This window comes from Mycobacterium farcinogenes (assembly GCF_019739075.1).
GTDB lineage: Bacteria > Actinomycetota > Actinomycetes > Mycobacteriales > Mycobacteriaceae > Mycobacterium > Mycobacterium senegalense.
On sequence record NZ_CP081673.1, the window covers coordinates 3,205,892 to 3,220,807 of the forward strand.

The following is a 14,916-nucleotide window of genomic DNA, read 5'->3' on the forward strand; positions in this document are numbered from 1 at the left end:
TCAGGCGGTGCTGACCGCCTCGGCATGCTCGGTGGCCACCGACTTGGCCCAGCGGTAGTCGGCCTTGCCCGCGGGGGAGCGCACGATCTGCTCGGCCCGGACGAAGGCCTTCGGAATCTTGTAGCGCGCGATCGCACGCTCACACACCGCCACGAGTTCCTCGTCGGTGGCCGAGGCGCCTTCGGCGAACTGCACCACAGCCACGACCTCGTTGCCCCACCGCTCCGACGGGCGACCGACCACCACCACGTCGTACACGGCCGGGTGCGCGGCGATGGCCCGTTCCACCTCTTCGACGAAGATCTTCTCGCCGCCCGAGTTGATGGTGACAGAATCCCGGCCCAGCAGCTGAATGCGGCCGTCCTCCAACACATTTGCCCGGTCGCCCGGAACCGCCCAGCGGACTCCGTCGATGGTGGGGAAGGTCCGGGCGGTCTTGGCCTCATCGCCCAGGTAACCCAGCGGGATGAGGTCGCGCCGGGCCAGCCAGCCGCCGCCCTCGCCGGGGCCGAGCACCCGGGACATGTCCTCGGCGACCACAGCGGTGTCGGACTGCGGACTGAAAATGGCGGCCTCGGAATCGGTGCCCGCGGTGGAAGCGGTGCTCATCTGGGTGCCCGACTCGGAGGATCCCACGGCGTCGAGCAGCATCAGGTGCGGCAGCGCGGCCAGGATCCGTTCCCGCACGGTGGGGGAGAGCGGCGCGCCTCCGTTGGTGATCGTGAACAGGCCGGACAGGTCGTAGTCGCCCTTCTCGATCTCGTCGATCAGCGGCCGGGCGATCGCATCGCCGACCACCGGGATGCTCAACACGCGCTCGCGCGCGGCCAGCGTCAGCACGTTGTCGGGGCGCATCCGCACCACATCGTCGGGGATGACCAGTTTTCCGCCCATCGTGATGGCGTTGTAGGCGGCCCACTGCGCGGCCCCGTGCATGAACGGCGGGATCATCAGCAGCGACAAACCGCCGCCCGCGGTGCGCGCGCGCTCGGCGAGTTCCTCGTACGAACCGATGAAGGTGTCGCTGCCGAACGGCCGGCCGCCCATCGAGGACAGGAAGATGTCGTGCTGGCGCCACAGCACACCCTTGGGCATGCCGGTGGTGCCGCCCGTGTAGAGAACGTAGAGATCGTCGCCGGATGGGGTCGGCATGCCCGCTTGCGGCGCAGGGGTTTTCAGGATTGTCTCGTAATCGACGGCACCCGGCAGCAGCGCGTTACCCGACTCGTCGGCGACCTGGATGAACACCTGCAGGTTGGGCAATTGGTCGCGGATCGCGGCCACCCGGGGCGCGAACTCGGCGTTGTAGATCACCGCCCGGGCGTTCGAATCCTTCAGCAGGTAGAGGAGCTCCTCTTCCACATACCGGTAGCTGACGTTGAACGGTGCCACCCGCGCGCGGTAGCTGCCGATCATGGACTCGAGGTACTCGTTGCCGTTGCGCAGGTAGATGCCGAGGTGGTCCTGACCCGATTCATGTCCGGCCAGGCCGTCGCGCTCGGTGTGCACCCCGAGACCGGCCGAGACCAGGTAGTGCGCGAAGCCGTCGACGCGCGCGTCGAACTCGGCGTAGCTCAAGCGGCGATCCCGCCACACCAGGAAGGTCTGATCGGGCACGGCGTCGGCCACCGTGGAGAAGACTGTGGACAGATCGAACTTCACGTCGGCGCTCATGGCACTCCTGGTGTGCACGGACTCGGGCCCCACGACCATACATGCACCACTTGGCTGTATGGCCGAGGGGATGTGACCCGCGCCTCAGGTCGGATCACACCGTCACACCGGGTCAGACCGGAAAGAAACCGTCTCCGGTCAATATGCCCGGTTGCCACCCCTGCGCGCCGAGGCACAGCATCGGCCGACCGTCAGGCGACTGAGCGGCCTCCTGCGGCCCAGGGCATGGCGACCCGATCTCCTGCACGCCGTTCAACGGGTAGGCGTAAGTCCAGAAGCCCGTGTACACCGGCGGCCACTGGTTCGGAATCCACTTGCACTGCATCGCCGTGCCGCCCGGGCCGCGGCCGAAGACGTTGCGCTCCCAGCTGTAGCAGGGTGCGCCATTGGACGCTTCGTAGCTCATCCCCGGGACATCGGTGGGATAGCGGCCCGGATTGTCCGGGTACATGTTGGTGTTGTCGTCGGCCAGAGCGCCCGGCGCCACCGAAATGGCTGTTGCCAGTGCCGCCGCGGCGACCGCCGTCGTGGCGAAGAGTTCCCGAATCATGTTCCACCCTCAGCGTTGCCGGACCCTGGTTGTCTCAGACCGGCGGAGTTCGTTGACTTTGGGCCAGAAGCCTAGCCGGTCGCGGCGGCGGGTAGTCAGCAATTCGAGTCGTTGTTACTCGCCGGTATTTGTATCGAGCACGCTGACCGCGATGCCGTAGGGCAGGAACCGCACCCGGCGGCCCGGATCCGTGTTGCTCGCGTTGGCCCGCAGGGCCTCGAGTTCGTTCGGGTACACCTGCTCGATATGGGCGCCGCCCGCGTCGTCGACGGTGTAGATGGCCCACACTCCGTCGCCCTTCTCGCCGGTGGTCTCCGGCTCGGTCCTGGGCTGCGAGAACCGGGCGAACTCATCGATCAGACCTGCCCAACCACCGGCCTGGCCGGGCCGCGTGATGAACTTGCTCAACCCGTCGAGGGCGTCGCGCAAACCTTCGCCGGCTTCGCGGGCGACGCGGTCGAAGTCCTCGGGGTCGAACCCGAAAGGTCCACTGCCACTCATTGCGCTCTCCTCGGTGGTGGTGGGGCGACCCCACGTGTACAACACCAGTGTGCGCGCACGCACGGCAGAGCGGAATGGTAAACGATCCAGATGGCCTTCACACGGGACGAGCTGTTAGCCACTGTCGAGTTGTCACCGCAGGCAGCGGGTGCGCATGACCGACAGGAATGGGTGGGCCTGTTCGCTGCAGGCGGAAAGGTCGAAGACCCCGTGGGCTCACGGCCCCACATTGGCCACGCCCAGATCGAGCGGTTCTACGACACCTTCATCGCACCACGCGACATCACCTTCCACCGAGACATCGACATCGTCAGCGGATCGACGGTGATCCGTGACCTCGAACTCGAAGTCGTGATGAGCCCGTCGGTCACGATGCGGATTCCGGCCTACCTTCGGTACGCCGTTACTCCCGCTGCCGACGGGCCGCGCATCGGTCAGTTGCAGGCGTACTGGGAGCTGCCCGCGATGATCGGGAAATTCGCCAAGGCGGGGCTCGGCGCGGTGCCGGTCGGGCTGCGGCTGTCCGCGGCGTTGCTGCGCAACCAGGGGCCGGCCGGCGCGCTCGGGTTCGCCAGGGGCATGGGCGGCGCCGGCCGGACCGGCAAGCGCCTGTTCACCGGGCTGCTCGACGATCTGTGTGCCGGGGACGCGGTGGCGGTGCAACGACGGCTGGGGACGGACACCGCAATCCGCACCGGTGACGACGGAGGCCTGAGCACATCCGGATTGGTGGAGCGCACCACGGGTGCGTCGTGGCGCAAGCTGATCACGTCCGGGTCCAGTGCGGTGGCCGGTCTGGACCGTGGCGGACGCCGGGCCGTGCTGATCGCCGATTTCGGACCGGGGACACGCGCGGTCACCCGGTTGCGGTACTTCGCCGACGCGACGTGACGAAGCAAACCGGCCCGGCTGCGCCGGCCTCGCCCGTCGTCGTGAGACCGTAGAGGGATCATGGCTGATCACGCTTACATCACCTACGAGGAATTCGGTCGCCGGTTCTTCGAGGTGGCCGTATCCGAGGAACGGGTCGGCGACGCCATCGGCGCGATCGCGGGCGACGAGTTCGAGATGGGTCCGATCGCGCAAGGGCCCGGCAAGATCGCCAAGGTCACCGCGCGGGTCAACATCCAGAAGCCGCGGGTGAGCCGCATCGTGGGCGACACCATCACGTTCTCCATCCGGATCCCGCTGGAGATCGACATGGTGATCGACCTGCGTATCGACCGCCCCAAATTCATGGTGTTCGGCGAGATCGCGCTGCGGGCCTCCGCGTTGGCCGCCGAGCCGCTGCTGTTGATCCTCGATGTGAAGAAGCCGCGGCCCTCGGACATCTCGATCCACGTCACCTCGAAGTCGCTGCGCGCCGAGGTGCTGCGCATCCTGGCCGGCGTCGACGCCGAGATCAAACGGTTCATCGCCGCGCACGTGGCCGGCGAGATCGACAGCCCGGCTTCTGAGCAGGCCAAGGTCATCGACGTCGCCAAAGAACTCGACTCCGCCTGGGGTGGGGTCTGAGGAGGCCCGTACGATTACGGCCATGCCGCGCAACGTGATCCGGTCCTGCCGAGTGCTCGCCGTCACGGTAGGCGTCACGCTGGCCGGGATCGCCGCCGGCGTGATCGCCGCGCCGGCCGAGGCAGATCCGATCGATTCGGTTTTCGTCGACGCGCTGAGCCGAGCGGGTGTGACTGCGGCAGATCCGGCGCAGGCTGTGGCATTGGGGCAGTCGGTGTGTCCGATGCTGGCCGAGCCGGGCCAGACCGCCGCCGATGTGGCGGCCAAGGTCGCCGACACCGGCGGTATGTCGTTGGGGCCGGCCACGATGTTCACCGGGGTCGCGATCTCCACGTTCTGCCCGGCGATGGTGGCCAAGGCCGGTGAGGGCAACCTGCTCGGCGGCCCAGCCGATCTGGCCTGGTCGGTCCTGGGCTTCAGCTAGGCGCTGAGGCACATCAGATCGGGCCGCCGTGGCGAGCGGCCGGTGCCGCCGGACTGGCCGCGCAGGTGGCGCCACAGCCACGGCATGAGCATGTTCTGCGTCCACAACACCTGCGAGTAGGCGCGGGCCCGAAACGACTGGGTCTGATCACCACCGGTCGCCAGCGCCCAATCATGGTTGCTGCCAGGCAATCCCAGTGCCTCGGCGGCTGCCGCGGCGAACAAGGCGTGCCCCTTCGCCGACCCGTGCACGCGGTCGGGACTCCAGGTCTCCGGCTCACGCATCGAGGGTGCCGAGTACAGGTCGACGAGGTGGAATCCGTACCGCTCGGCCGCATCGGTGATCGCGTCGTTGATCTGGATCACCCGTGTGCCGAGCAGCCTGCCCACCGGAAGGATCTCAGTGATGTCCGGGAACGTGGTGGTGACCACTGTGGCTCCGGATGCGGCGAGGGAGCGATACACATACTCGAGATCACCCAGGGCCCGGGTGAACGAGCGGCCGGGCCGGGTTACGTCGTTCATCCCGATACAGACCGTGACGAGGTCGGGCTCCATGGACAGCGCGGTGGGCAGTTGAGTGCGCAGCACATCGCCGATCCGGTGGCCGCGAATGGCGAGATTGGCATAGCCCAACCCGGGGAACAGCCCGTCGAGGCGCACCGCGAGCCGATCGGCGAACCCCGTCAGGCCGACGGTGTCGTCGCCATCCCACAATCCTTCGGTCTGGCTGTCGCCGAGGGCGACATAGCGGGTGAAACGTCGCACGTTGGCGACTCTAGCGCGCGCCGGGTCGGGCGCCTGAGCCGGACACAACGAAGGGGCGCCCCAAAAGGACGCCCCTTCTTGATGTTTCACGAAGTTTGGGCTTACTTCACGTCCACGTAAATCGTCTTGTTGACGACGCTGGTCTGGAAGTTGTCGCCCGGGTTACCGGAATCTGTCCGGGTATAGGTCTGGCCCGGGCGAACCGCCACCACCGAAGCCTTGTCCAGCGGGGTCGAGCCGATGTGGTTGACCACGACCTTGTAGCCCTGAGCCTGCAACTCGCTGATGGTCTGTTGGGCACTGCCCGGACCGGTGGGAGCGGCCTGGGCGGGGGCGGCCAAGCCGATCACCGCTGCCGTGGCTGCGCCAACCAATGCGCCGGCAAATCCTAGCCTCATCATCTTTGGTGCCTTCTTTCCTGTTCTGTTGTGTCGCATACGGTCCCGCAGGCGCGCCTTTGGTGGGGTGCCGTTGCTAGCGCGTTTAAGTGTTACCTAATGGTTAACCGGCAGTTCACATATTAAATTCCGGCTGACCGAAACCGTTTGAGGAGTTGTGCGTCACATTTGCCGAACATCGCGGAAGTGACTGCGGTTACGGACGTTTGGCAAAGTGTCCGGCATCACTGGTTCTGGTCGCGCCGGCGGCACCGCGTAGCGTGCAACAGGTGGCAAAGCTCAGTGCGGGTGTCCTGCTGTACCGCTTCGTCGGTGCGGAGGTGGAGGTGTTGATCGCCCATCCCGGCGGACCGTTCTGGGCGCGCAAAGACGCCGGCGCGTGGTCGGTACCCAAGGGGGAGTACGCCGACGGGGAGGACCCGTGGGTGGCGGCGCAACGTGAGTTCGCCGAGGAACTCGGTTCCCCTCCGCCGGCAGGTCCGCGCATCGAACTGGCACCGGTGCGTCAGGCGGGCGGCAAGGTGGTCACCGTGTTCGCGGTGCAAGCCGACTTCGATCCCGCCGCGGCCGTGAGCAACACGTTCAGCATCGAGCTGCCAAAGGGATCGGGGCGCCTCGTGGAGTTCCCCGAAATCGACCGCGTTGCTTGGGTTTCTGTGGCCACGGCGCGCACCAAACTGCTGAGCGGTCAGCGCCCGCTGTTGGACCAGCTGATGGCCGCACCCGAGCTGGCCGGCTACGGCGAAGGCGCCCCCGGAGACGAGTAGCGGCTCAGAGGTCGAGCGTCAGCCGGTGCCCGGCCTCCGCCCGCGAAACGCAGGTCAGCAGGTAGCCTGCGGCACGCTCCGGGTCGGTCAGCAACGTATCGCGGTGCTGCACAGACCCGTCGGTGACCCGAATACGGCAGGTTCCGCAGAAACCCTGCTGACACGAGTACGGTGCGCTGACCCCGGCCCGGCCCAATGCGGCGAGCAAGGTCTCGTCGGCTCCCACCGTCACCTCGGCGCCGGTCGAGGCGATCGTCACCGAGAACTCCGCACCATCGACAACCGGTGGCGCCGCGAATCTCTCGAAATGCAGCTCGACGTCGTCACGCCCGATGAGTGCGGCCCGGATCCCGGTCAGCATCGGGGCAGGACCACAGGCGTACACCGTGGTGCCGTCGGGACAATCGCCGAGCAGCTCGTCGGCGCTGGGCAGCCCGTCGACGTCGTCGGTACGGATCTCGATGCGGCCGCCGAACCGGTCGAGCTCGTGCAGGAACGGCAAGCTGTCACGACTGCGTCCGGCATACACCATCGACCAGTCGACACCCAACCGCTCGGCCAGCCCGAGCATGGGCAGGATCGGGGTGATGCCGATTCCGCCTGCGATGAAACGGAATCGCTGAGTCGGTGACCCGTAGCCGGGCACTGTGAGAGCGAACGCGTTGCGCGGGCCGTGGGTGCTCACCCGACTGCCGACCTGAAGGCTGTCATGCACCTCGACGGAGCCGCCACCGCCGTCGGGTATGCGCCGTACCGCAATTCGATAGGAGTCGGACACGGCGGGATCGCCGCACAATGAGTACTGGCGAACCCGGCCGCTGGCCAGGTGCAGGTCGATGTGTGCACCGGGGAACCACTGCGGCAGCGTGCTGCCGTCGGCCGCGGCCAGGGTCAGCGCGATCACATCCTGATCGTGGGCGACCACTTCCCGGCCCGTCACGGTCAGCGTTATCGTGCGGTCCAGCTCCGGCGGCGGACTCGGCCGTCGTACCAGCCGGCCCACCGTCCAGATGGTCGCGATGGCCGCCCCGGCCGCGCCCAGCATCGGGTCATGCCGGAATCGGCCAGACATACTCGGCGGCAGCCGGCGGTAGCGGGACAACAGGCTCGGCACGGCGGACCCCGTCACAGGTGCGCGGCCCGCGCCGCGGGGGAACTCGCGAGATAAGCGACCGCCTGGGCTGTCGAACCCATCTCCTCCGGCGAGAAACCCGGCCGGCAGTAGGCCAGGGTGTTGGAGCCGAACATCCGGGAGAACTTCGGCAGCAGTCCCAGCTTGGAATCGCGCATGCGCATCTTGTTCATCCGCCACCAGCCGATGTCGAGGGTGGGGTCGCTCTTGACCATGGCCCAGCAACCGCGCTGGAAGAACAGATACACCGCCGTCGCGGCGATCGACATCGCCCGCACCCGGCTGAAATAGCTGTCCTGGAAGTAGACGGCGACGTCGTGGGCGACGCTACGGTGCTCGACCTCCTCGGCGCCGTGCCAGCGGAACAGGTCGGTCATCGTCGGGTCGGCGCCGTGGTCCTCCCAGGTGCAGTTCAGCACGAAGTCGCCCAGCACCGCCGTGTAGTGCTCGATCGCGGCGATGAGCCACAAGCGGTCGCACAGGTTGGCCAGCCTGCGGCGCGGATCGGGGGAGTCCGACGGGGCCAGCGTCCTGGTGAACACGTGCTCGACCAGCGACAGCACCGGCTGGTAATCCACCCCGTGACCGGTCAGGAACTTGTCGAGCACCTGATCGTGCGTCTCGGCATGGGTGGCTTCCTGGCCGATGAACCCGCGCATGTCGTCGGCGAGCTTGGGATCGCGCACGTAGGGCAACGCTTCGTTGAACGTCGCGACGAACCAGTGCTCGGCCACCGGCAGGACCACGTTGAACAGATTGACCATCGACGACGCGACGGGATGCCCGGGAATCCAGTGCAACGGGATGTCATCGAGATCGAAATGGACCTTGCGGGCCTGGATCTGTACCGGGCCGGGGTCGATCTCGTGGTCGAACCGCAACGGACGCAACATCGAGAGCCTCCCTGGGATGAGTGGACTCTCAGTAGTGTACGGATTTAGGTGGGAACGGCGGTATCGGGTCAGGCCGGCGGCGGTGTGCCCGCGCCCGGCGCCCCGGCGATCGGCACCACCGGCGTCGGCGTGACCGTCGTAACCCCGTTGCTGCCGACCCTCGGGCCGCCCGGGACGGCCGAATCCGCACTCTGCTCGGCGGCAGCATCGCTGCAATCGAGCATCAGGATCATCTTGCCGCTGGAGTTGACCTTCTGAGAGTCCACCAGGCACTCGGCCTGTGGCAGGGCGCTACCGAACGAGCCGCCGAAGGTGGCCTTGATGCCCTGGCTCTTCAGGATCGCCAGGGCCTTCATATAGGGCTCGCCGACCACGTTGACCGATGCCGAGGTCGGCTGCGAGGTGGCGGTACCCGCGGCCAACAGGGCGATCGAACCGGCGGCGAGCAGTCCGCCGCCCAGCGCAACAAGCTTCTTCACGTGAACTCCGTCAGTCGGGTGCGGTTGCGAACATATCGCAGCTGAGACGTTTGTGAAACCGGAGGAGACGCCGGCAGCGTTACATCCGCGCCTGGCCGGGACGACCGGTGATCGAGGCCATCACGTCGCACAACGCGCCCGCTCTCGGATCGACGAACACGTCCTCGAGCAGCAGCCGTCGACCGTCGGGGCCCGCCAGCGGGATCCGCCAGTTCGGGTATTCGTCAGTGGTGCCGGGCTGATTCTGGGTGCGCACGTCACCCACCGCGTCGGCCAGCGACAGCGCGAGCAGTTTCGACGGGCTGCGGCCCAGATAGCGGTACAGCGTCGCAACGACCTGATCGGTATCCGGATCGGGCCCGAGCAACCCGACCCGGCGCAACTCGTCGAGCCAGGCGGCCTGGGCGCTGCGGTCGGCAGCCAGTTCTTGATCGACCGGCCGGGTGAGCAACCCCAATTGCTCCCGCAACCGGACGTGTTCACCGGCCAGATATCCGGGGGTCGGCGGCAGATCGTGCGTCGTCACCGAGGACAGGCAGTACTCGCGCCACCGTTCCGCGGCCAGCGGCCCACCGGACTGGTCGGACTCGAACCACAGTATCGAGGTGCCGAACAAGCCACGCTCGCGCAGGTAATCGCGCACCCATGGCTCGACCGTGCCGAGATCCTCGCCGACGACCAGGGCGCCCGCCCGGTGCGCCTCGAGCGCGATGATGCCGATCATCGCGTCGTGGTCGTAGCGCACATAGGTGCCTTCGGTGGGTGCCGCGCCTTTCGGGATCCACCACAGCCGGAACATTCCGATGATGTGGTCGATGCGTACCCCGCCCGAATGCCGCAGCGCCATGTTGACCACCGCACGGAACGGTTCATAGGCCTGCTCGACGAGACGATCGGGCCGCCACGGCGGCTGGGACCAGTCCTGACCGAGTTGGTTGAACTCGTCCGGCGGTGCCCCCGCGGTCACTCCGAGCGCCAGCACATCCTGCAGGGCCCAGGCATCGGCGCCGTCGGGATCGACACCGACCGCCAGATCGCTCATGACCCCCACCTCCATCCCGGCCTGAACCGCGGTGGCCTGGACGGCGGTGAGCTGCTCGTCGAGCAGCCACTGTAACCAGCGGTGGAAGTCGACGGCCCGCGGATGGGCTGCCGCGAATTCGGCCACTTCCGGATTGGCCGGATGCTGTAGCGCCTGCGGCCAGCCGTGCCAGTCCGCACCGTGCTGTTCGGCCAGTGCGCACCAGACCGCGAAATCGTCGAGGCTGGGGCCCTGCCGGTGCCGGTAGGCGGCGTACGCCAGCTCCCGTCCCGCCGAGCGTTCGACTCGGTAGACCTCTTCCAGCGCAGCGCGTTTGGCCTGCCAGGCGGCATCGCGGTCGATGGTCGAATTGCGGTCGGCCCGCTTGTTCAGCGTCGCGCGCAGCGCGCGGATGCGGCCGCGGTGACGCACCGAGGCGAACTCCGGGATGGCTTCGACCCGCAGATAGAGCGGATTGACGAAGCGTCGCGAGGTGGGCAGATAGGGCGAGGGTTCCATCGGCGCGGTGGGAGCGGCCGCGTGCAGCGGGTTGACCAGGATGAAGCCGGCGCCGTGTTCGGCGGCGGACCACACCGCCAGATCGGTAAGATCAGTCAAATCGCCTATGCCCCAGGATCTTTGCGAGCGAACGCTGTAGAGCTGGGTGGCCAGGCCCCAGGCGCGCCGCTCACCCAGCCGGGTGGGCAGCCCGACGGTGGCGGGGGAGGTCACCACCGGGGTCTCGGTGTGAAACTCCCCGACCCGCAAGCGCAGCCGGTGATAACCCAGCGGCAGGTCTGCCGGCAGCTCGAACGTGGCCTCGCCGACCAGCCGGTCCCCGAGGTCGAACGGGGGCCGGTGGTTCTCCAGCTGTCGCAGCCCCCGGCGTTCGGTGCCGTCCTCGAGGTGCAGCGTGAGATCGACCGGATCCCCGTGGGTGACGTGCACCCAGAAGCTCGACGGCACGCCCGCCCGGCCCAGCACGATGGGCGGCAGGGAGCGCTGCCAGTACTGCCGGTCGTGGGCGGCCAGGGCTTCGGCGCGCTCCTGCTCGGTGCCGGCCGGCACGCCGAGGGCTTCGAGCACTGCCACCAGCGTGGATTCCGAGACGGCGGTACGCCGGCCGGTCCAGTCGTCGAACTCGGCGGCCACACCGTAGCGGCGGGCCAATTCCAGCAGGGCCGGTGACGTAGAGGTCATGAGATCAATCTTGGGGCCCAGAACGCGATCGCGTGAGTCGACATCGCGGGGCCAGCGGGTTCGGCCTTCCCTGGCGCGGTGTGGGTGAACGCCATAGTCTGTCTGTAACGATCCTTACAGATTGGCTGTCGTGACGACTCCAGGTACCAAACGGCAACAGCAGGGCACCGGCTCGCGGGAACAGATCCTCGACGCCACCGAGCGGCTGATGGCCACCCGCGGGTACGCCGCCACCTCGATCAGTGACATCCGCAAGGCCTGTGGTTTACCGGCCAGCTCCATCTACTGGCATTTCGGTTCCAAGGACGGCGTGCTCGCCGCGGTGATGGAGCGCGGAGCCGACCGATTCTTCGCCGCCATCCCGGGCGGTGCCGGCATCGACAACCAGTTGGCGGTGCTGGCGGACCTGCAGGCACAGCGCCCTGAGTTCCTGCGCATCCTCTACCTGCTGTCCCTGGAACGCAGCGACGACCCGACGGTTACCGCCGTGGTGCGCCGCGTGCGGGACACCGCGATCTCCCGGTTCGCCGACGCCGTGCGCAGCCAGCTGCCGGCAGATCTGCCGGCCGGCCGGGCCGAGCGAGTGGTCGCCGAACTCACCGCGTTCGCCGTCGCCCAGTCCGACGGCGTGTTCTTCGCCGGACACTTCGAGCCCGACACCGCCGACATCGCCCGCATGTACCAGCGGCTGTGGCAGGCCGTCACCGCCCTCGTCCCCATACTGCTGGAGGAAAAATGACCGGCCAGGCCGCGATCATCACCGGTGCCAACACCGGGCTCGGATTCGAATGTGCGCGCGCACTTCTGGAATCAGACCCCAGCTGGCATGTGGTGCTGGCAGTGCGCGACACCCGACGAGGCGCCGATGCCGCGGCCCGGCTCGGCTGTCCCGGACGCACCACTGTCGCCGAACTCGACCTGGCATCTCTGCGGTCGGTGCGCCAATTCGCCGACAGCTCCCGGCAACTGGACATTCCGCCGCTCAAAGCGCTGGTCTGCAACGCCGGGCTGCAACTCGTCGGCGGCAGCCACACCACGGCGGAGGGATACGAATTGACTTGGGGCGTCAATCATCTCGGTCATTTCGCCCTCACGCAGCACCTACTGGACGCCGTGACGGTCCCGGCCCGGATCGTGGTGGTCAGCAGCGGCACCCACGATCCGGACAAGTTCACGGGTATGCCCGCGCCGCGATACCGCTGCGCCGACGATCTGCTCAGCCCTCCGCCGGACGGCCTCACCGGTGAGGAGGGCAGACGGCGCTACACCACCTCCAAGCTCTGCAATGTGCTCTTCAGCTACGAGCTGGACCGGCGGCTCGGACACGGGGCCCGCGGGATCACCGTCAACGCATTCGACCCGGGCCTGATGCCGGGCTCCGGGCTGGCCAGAGACTACGGCAGCATCCAACGGCTGGCCTGGCGCCTGCTCATGCCGGCACTACGCCTGCTGCCCAATGTGAACAGCACCAGCCGGTCGGGCGCCAATCTGGCCGCCCTCGTCGCCGATCCCGCCCTCGCCGATGTCACCGGGGCCTACTTCGAGGGGGCCAGGCCGATCCGCTCCTCACGCGATTCCTACGACCGCGCCAAGGCGGCCGACCTGTGGCAGGTCAGCGAACGGTTGGTGGCGGCCGTCGGCTAGCGACTCCCGACCGCAGTAGTGTCGCCTCAGTGGCTTCCAGGTCGGTCTCAGAACATCGCGATACCGCGGCCTTACGCCGGGCCCGCATCGCGGTGGGGGCGCTGTTTCTGACCAACGGGGCCGTCTTCGCCAATCTGCTGCCGCGCTATCCGGAGATCAAAACCGATCTGCACCTGGGCAACGCGGTATACGGCGCGGCCGTCGCGTCGTTCTCCGGCGGAGCCCTGGTGGCCGGATTGACCGCCGCGACCCTGATTCGGCGGTTCCGCAGCGCTCGGGTGGCCGTCATCGGCACCGTCGCCCTTGCCGCCTTCGTCGTCGGAGCCGGCGTCGCCGGAAGCCCGCTCATGTTCGCCGGCGCCCTGTTCTTGGCCGGGGCATGCGATTCGGTGGTCGACGTCGCGCAGAACGCGCACGGGCTGCGGCTGCAACGCGAACACGGTCGCTCGATCATCAACTCCCTGCACGCGGTGTGGGCAGCGGGCGCGATCCTCGGCGGACTCACCGGTGCCGCGGCGATCGCGCTGGCAATCCCGCGGGGGATTCATCTCGCGGTGGTCGGCGGGCTGCTCAGCGCGGTAGCCCTGGCGGCCTACCGCTACCTGCTGCCCGGCCCCGACCATGACAACCACCCGGCCGCACACGCCACGGCCGGCGCCAAGGCCGGGCCGCGGGTGTACCTGATCCTGTCGGCGCTGGTACTGATCGCCATAGCCGGTGCCACGGTTGAGGATTCCGGAAGCTCGTGGGCCACGTTGTATCTGCGCGATACGCTGTACGCGCCGCCGGCGCTGGCCGTGTTCGGCTACATCGCCCTGGTCGCGTTCATGTTCGTCGGGCGCCTGTCCGGAGACCGGCTGGTCGACCGGTTCGGCGAAGCCGCCGTGGCTCGCACCGGCGGCGTCATCGCCGCCGCCGGCATGGGATGCGCGCTGGCGTTCCCGACGGTCGCCACCACGATCGCCGGTTTCGCGCTCGCGGGTTTGGGCGTGGCCACCCTGGTGCCCGCTGCCATGCACGGCGCCGATCAGTTGCCCGGGTTGCGCCCGGGTACCGGACTGACCGTGGTCACCTGGCTCATGCGCGTCGGCTTCTTCGGAGCACCACTGCTGGTCGGGCTGGTTGCCGACGCCGCGGGATTGCGGGCCGGTCTGGTCGCGGTGCCTGTAGCCGGCGTGCTGGCGGCGCTGCTGGCCGGGGTGTTGCCCCGAAAACCGGGGTCCGATTCAGTGCGCCGAGGCGACACCGGCGAGCTCGATGGTGAACACACCTGACACGATCAGCGCGATGCCGAGCAGCATCACCGGCGTCAGCGGATCGTCGAACAGAAACCGGGCGATGACCGCCACCAGGGCGACCCCACACGCCGTCCAGATGCCGTAGGCGATGCCCACCGGCACGCCCAACGACAAGGCCAGCCACAACAGATAGAACGACGTCACGTATCCGGCGATCACCGGGACGATCCAGGCCTTGCGGCGAAAACCGTCGGATGCCCGCAGCCCGAGCGTGGCGAACACCTCCACCAGGATCGCCCCGATCAGCGCCAGCCACATCATGATTCGGCCTCACGCGGGTGCGACCCGAGCTCGACCAGCAGCACCCCCGCGATGATCAAACCGATCCCGGCCACGATCGGCCAGGTGAACGGGTCACCGAACAGCACCGCCGCCAGCACGGCCGTCGCCGCGGTGCCCAGCGCACCCCAGATGCCGTACGCGACTCCGACGGCCATGCCGGCCCGCAACACCAGGGTCAGCAACACGAATGCGGCCAGATAGCCGGCCACCACCAACACCAGCCATGCCGAGTGATCCTGGGACGCGCGCAGAGAAAGGGTGGCGCTGACTTCGGTGGCGACGGCCGCAAACAACAACGCCCAGGTTCGCACCGGACCAACTTATCCGAGCCGTCGGCCGCGATGAGTACCGTGGGGGAGTTCGCCCAGCTT

The 14,916-nt window shown here is 67.9% G+C and carries 18 protein-coding genes; 7 read left to right on the plus strand and 11 right to left on the minus strand.

Annotation, left to right across the window (positions count from 1 at the left end; translation table 11 throughout):
- From K6L26_RS15155 to K6L26_RS15165, 3 genes are all read right to left on the minus strand, one after another.
- The gene (locus tag K6L26_RS15155; protein WP_221850647.1) at nucleotides 1-1,674 is read right to left on the minus strand and encodes an acyl-CoA synthetase; all 1,674 of its coding nucleotides are present in this window, start codon (nucleotides 1,672-1,674) and stop codon (nucleotides 1-3) included.
- A 112-nt stretch (nucleotides 1,675-1,786) separates the two neighbouring features.
- On the minus strand, nucleotides 1,787-2,224 hold the full coding sequence (locus K6L26_RS15160; RefSeq protein WP_036387083.1) for a hypothetical protein: 438 nt from the start codon (nucleotides 2,222-2,224) through the stop codon (nucleotides 1,787-1,789).
- 114 nt (nucleotides 2,225-2,338) lie between these two features.
- Nucleotides 2,339-2,725, minus strand: coding sequence for an Rv0313 family protein (locus K6L26_RS15165; RefSeq protein WP_043371538.1), 387 nt, complete (start codon nucleotides 2,723-2,725; stop codon nucleotides 2,339-2,341).
- A 90-nt stretch (nucleotides 2,726-2,815) separates the two neighbouring features.
- Here K6L26_RS15165 and K6L26_RS15170 point away from each other — a divergent pair, with 90 nt between their 5' ends.
- The 3 genes from K6L26_RS15170 to K6L26_RS15180 are packed head-to-tail and all read left to right on the plus strand — an operon-like array spanning nucleotide 2,816 to nucleotide 4,664.
- The gene (locus K6L26_RS15170) at nucleotides 2,816-3,616 is read left to right on the plus strand and encodes a ketosteroid isomerase family protein (RefSeq protein ID WP_221850649.1); all 801 of its coding nucleotides are present in this window, start codon (nucleotides 2,816-2,818) and stop codon (nucleotides 3,614-3,616) included.
- A 60-nt stretch (nucleotides 3,617-3,676) separates the two neighbouring features.
- A complete protein-coding gene (locus tag K6L26_RS15175) occupies nucleotides 3,677-4,240 on the plus strand; it encodes a hypothetical protein (RefSeq protein ID WP_036387088.1) in 564 nt (187 codons plus the stop codon).
- Nucleotides 4,241-4,262: 22 nt separating this feature from the next.
- Nucleotides 4,263-4,664 (plus strand): DUF732 domain-containing protein, encoded by a 402-nt coding sequence (locus K6L26_RS15180; protein WP_221850650.1) that lies wholly within the window; start codon nucleotides 4,263-4,265, stop codon nucleotides 4,662-4,664.
- On the opposite strand, the gene K6L26_RS15185 is transcribed toward K6L26_RS15180, so the two are convergent.
- Complete coding sequence (locus K6L26_RS15185) at nucleotides 4,661-5,431, minus strand: SGNH/GDSL hydrolase family protein (RefSeq protein ID WP_221850652.1); 771 nt, start codon at nucleotides 5,429-5,431, stop codon at nucleotides 4,661-4,663. The two genes, K6L26_RS15180 and K6L26_RS15185, sit on opposite strands and share 4 nt — an antisense overlap.
- A 101-nt stretch (nucleotides 5,432-5,532) precedes the next feature.
- Entirely contained in the window at nucleotides 5,533-5,832 is a 300-nt protein-coding gene (locus K6L26_RS15190) for a hypothetical protein (protein ID WP_036387093.1), read from the minus strand.
- A 266-nt stretch (nucleotides 5,833-6,098) separates the two neighbouring features.
- Between K6L26_RS15190 and K6L26_RS15195 the strand changes: the two genes are divergently transcribed.
- Nucleotides 6,099-6,596, plus strand: a complete 498-nt coding sequence (locus K6L26_RS15195; RefSeq protein ID WP_043369095.1) for an NUDIX hydrolase — start codon at nucleotides 6,099-6,101, stop codon at nucleotides 6,594-6,596.
- A 4-nt stretch (nucleotides 6,597-6,600) separates the two neighbouring features.
- Here the strand turns inward: K6L26_RS15195 and K6L26_RS15200 are convergent, their stop codons facing one another.
- The 4 genes from K6L26_RS15200 to malQ form a co-directional block, all read right to left on the minus strand.
- On the minus strand, nucleotides 6,601-7,668 hold the full coding sequence (locus K6L26_RS15200) for a PDR/VanB family oxidoreductase (RefSeq protein ID WP_208862468.1): 1,068 nt from the start codon (nucleotides 7,666-7,668) through the stop codon (nucleotides 6,601-6,603).
- Nucleotides 7,669-7,721: 53 nt separating this feature from the next.
- Nucleotides 7,722-8,621, minus strand: a complete 900-nt coding sequence (locus K6L26_RS15205; RefSeq protein ID WP_019346183.1) for a metal-dependent hydrolase — start codon at nucleotides 8,619-8,621, stop codon at nucleotides 7,722-7,724.
- A 68-nt stretch (nucleotides 8,622-8,689) separates the two neighbouring features.
- A complete protein-coding gene (locus K6L26_RS15210; RefSeq protein ID WP_019346182.1) occupies nucleotides 8,690-9,100 on the minus strand; it encodes a hypothetical protein in 411 nt (136 codons plus the stop codon).
- A gap of 79 nt (nucleotides 9,101-9,179) precedes the next feature.
- A complete protein-coding gene (malQ, locus tag K6L26_RS15215; RefSeq protein ID WP_221850654.1) occupies nucleotides 9,180-11,321 on the minus strand; it encodes a 4-alpha-glucanotransferase in 2,142 nt (713 codons plus the stop codon).
- Between the two features lie 130 nt (nucleotides 11,322-11,451).
- Between malQ and K6L26_RS15220 the strand changes: the two genes are divergently transcribed.
- The 3 genes from K6L26_RS15220 to K6L26_RS15230 are packed head-to-tail and all read left to right on the plus strand — an operon-like array spanning nucleotide 11,452 to nucleotide 14,239.
- Nucleotides 11,452-12,060 carry a TetR/AcrR family transcriptional regulator gene (locus K6L26_RS15220; protein WP_036387100.1) on the plus strand — a complete coding sequence of 203 codons (609 nt, stop codon included), beginning with the start codon at nucleotides 11,452-11,454 and terminating at the stop codon, nucleotides 12,058-12,060.
- Entirely contained in the window at nucleotides 12,057-12,965 is a 909-nt protein-coding gene (locus tag K6L26_RS15225; protein ID WP_085141630.1) for an SDR family NAD(P)-dependent oxidoreductase, read from the plus strand. Before K6L26_RS15220 ends, K6L26_RS15225 begins: the two co-directional genes overlap by 4 nt.
- 29 nt (nucleotides 12,966-12,994) lie before the next feature.
- Nucleotides 12,995-14,239: an MFS transporter gene (locus K6L26_RS15230; protein ID WP_085141629.1), complete on the plus strand. Its 1,245-nt coding sequence runs from the start codon at nucleotides 12,995-12,997 to the stop codon at nucleotides 14,237-14,239.
- Here K6L26_RS15230 and K6L26_RS15235 read toward each other — a convergent pair.
- The gene (locus K6L26_RS15235) at nucleotides 14,192-14,521 is read right to left on the minus strand and encodes a DMT family transporter (protein ID WP_043370342.1); all 330 of its coding nucleotides are present in this window, start codon (nucleotides 14,519-14,521) and stop codon (nucleotides 14,192-14,194) included. The two genes, K6L26_RS15230 and K6L26_RS15235, sit on opposite strands and share 48 nt — an antisense overlap.
- Complete coding sequence (locus K6L26_RS15240) at nucleotides 14,521-14,856, minus strand: DMT family transporter (protein ID WP_085141628.1); 336 nt, start codon at nucleotides 14,854-14,856, stop codon at nucleotides 14,521-14,523. The genes K6L26_RS15235 and K6L26_RS15240 overlap by 1 nt, the downstream gene beginning before the upstream one ends.
- Nucleotides 14,857-14,916: the final 60 nt, after the last annotated feature.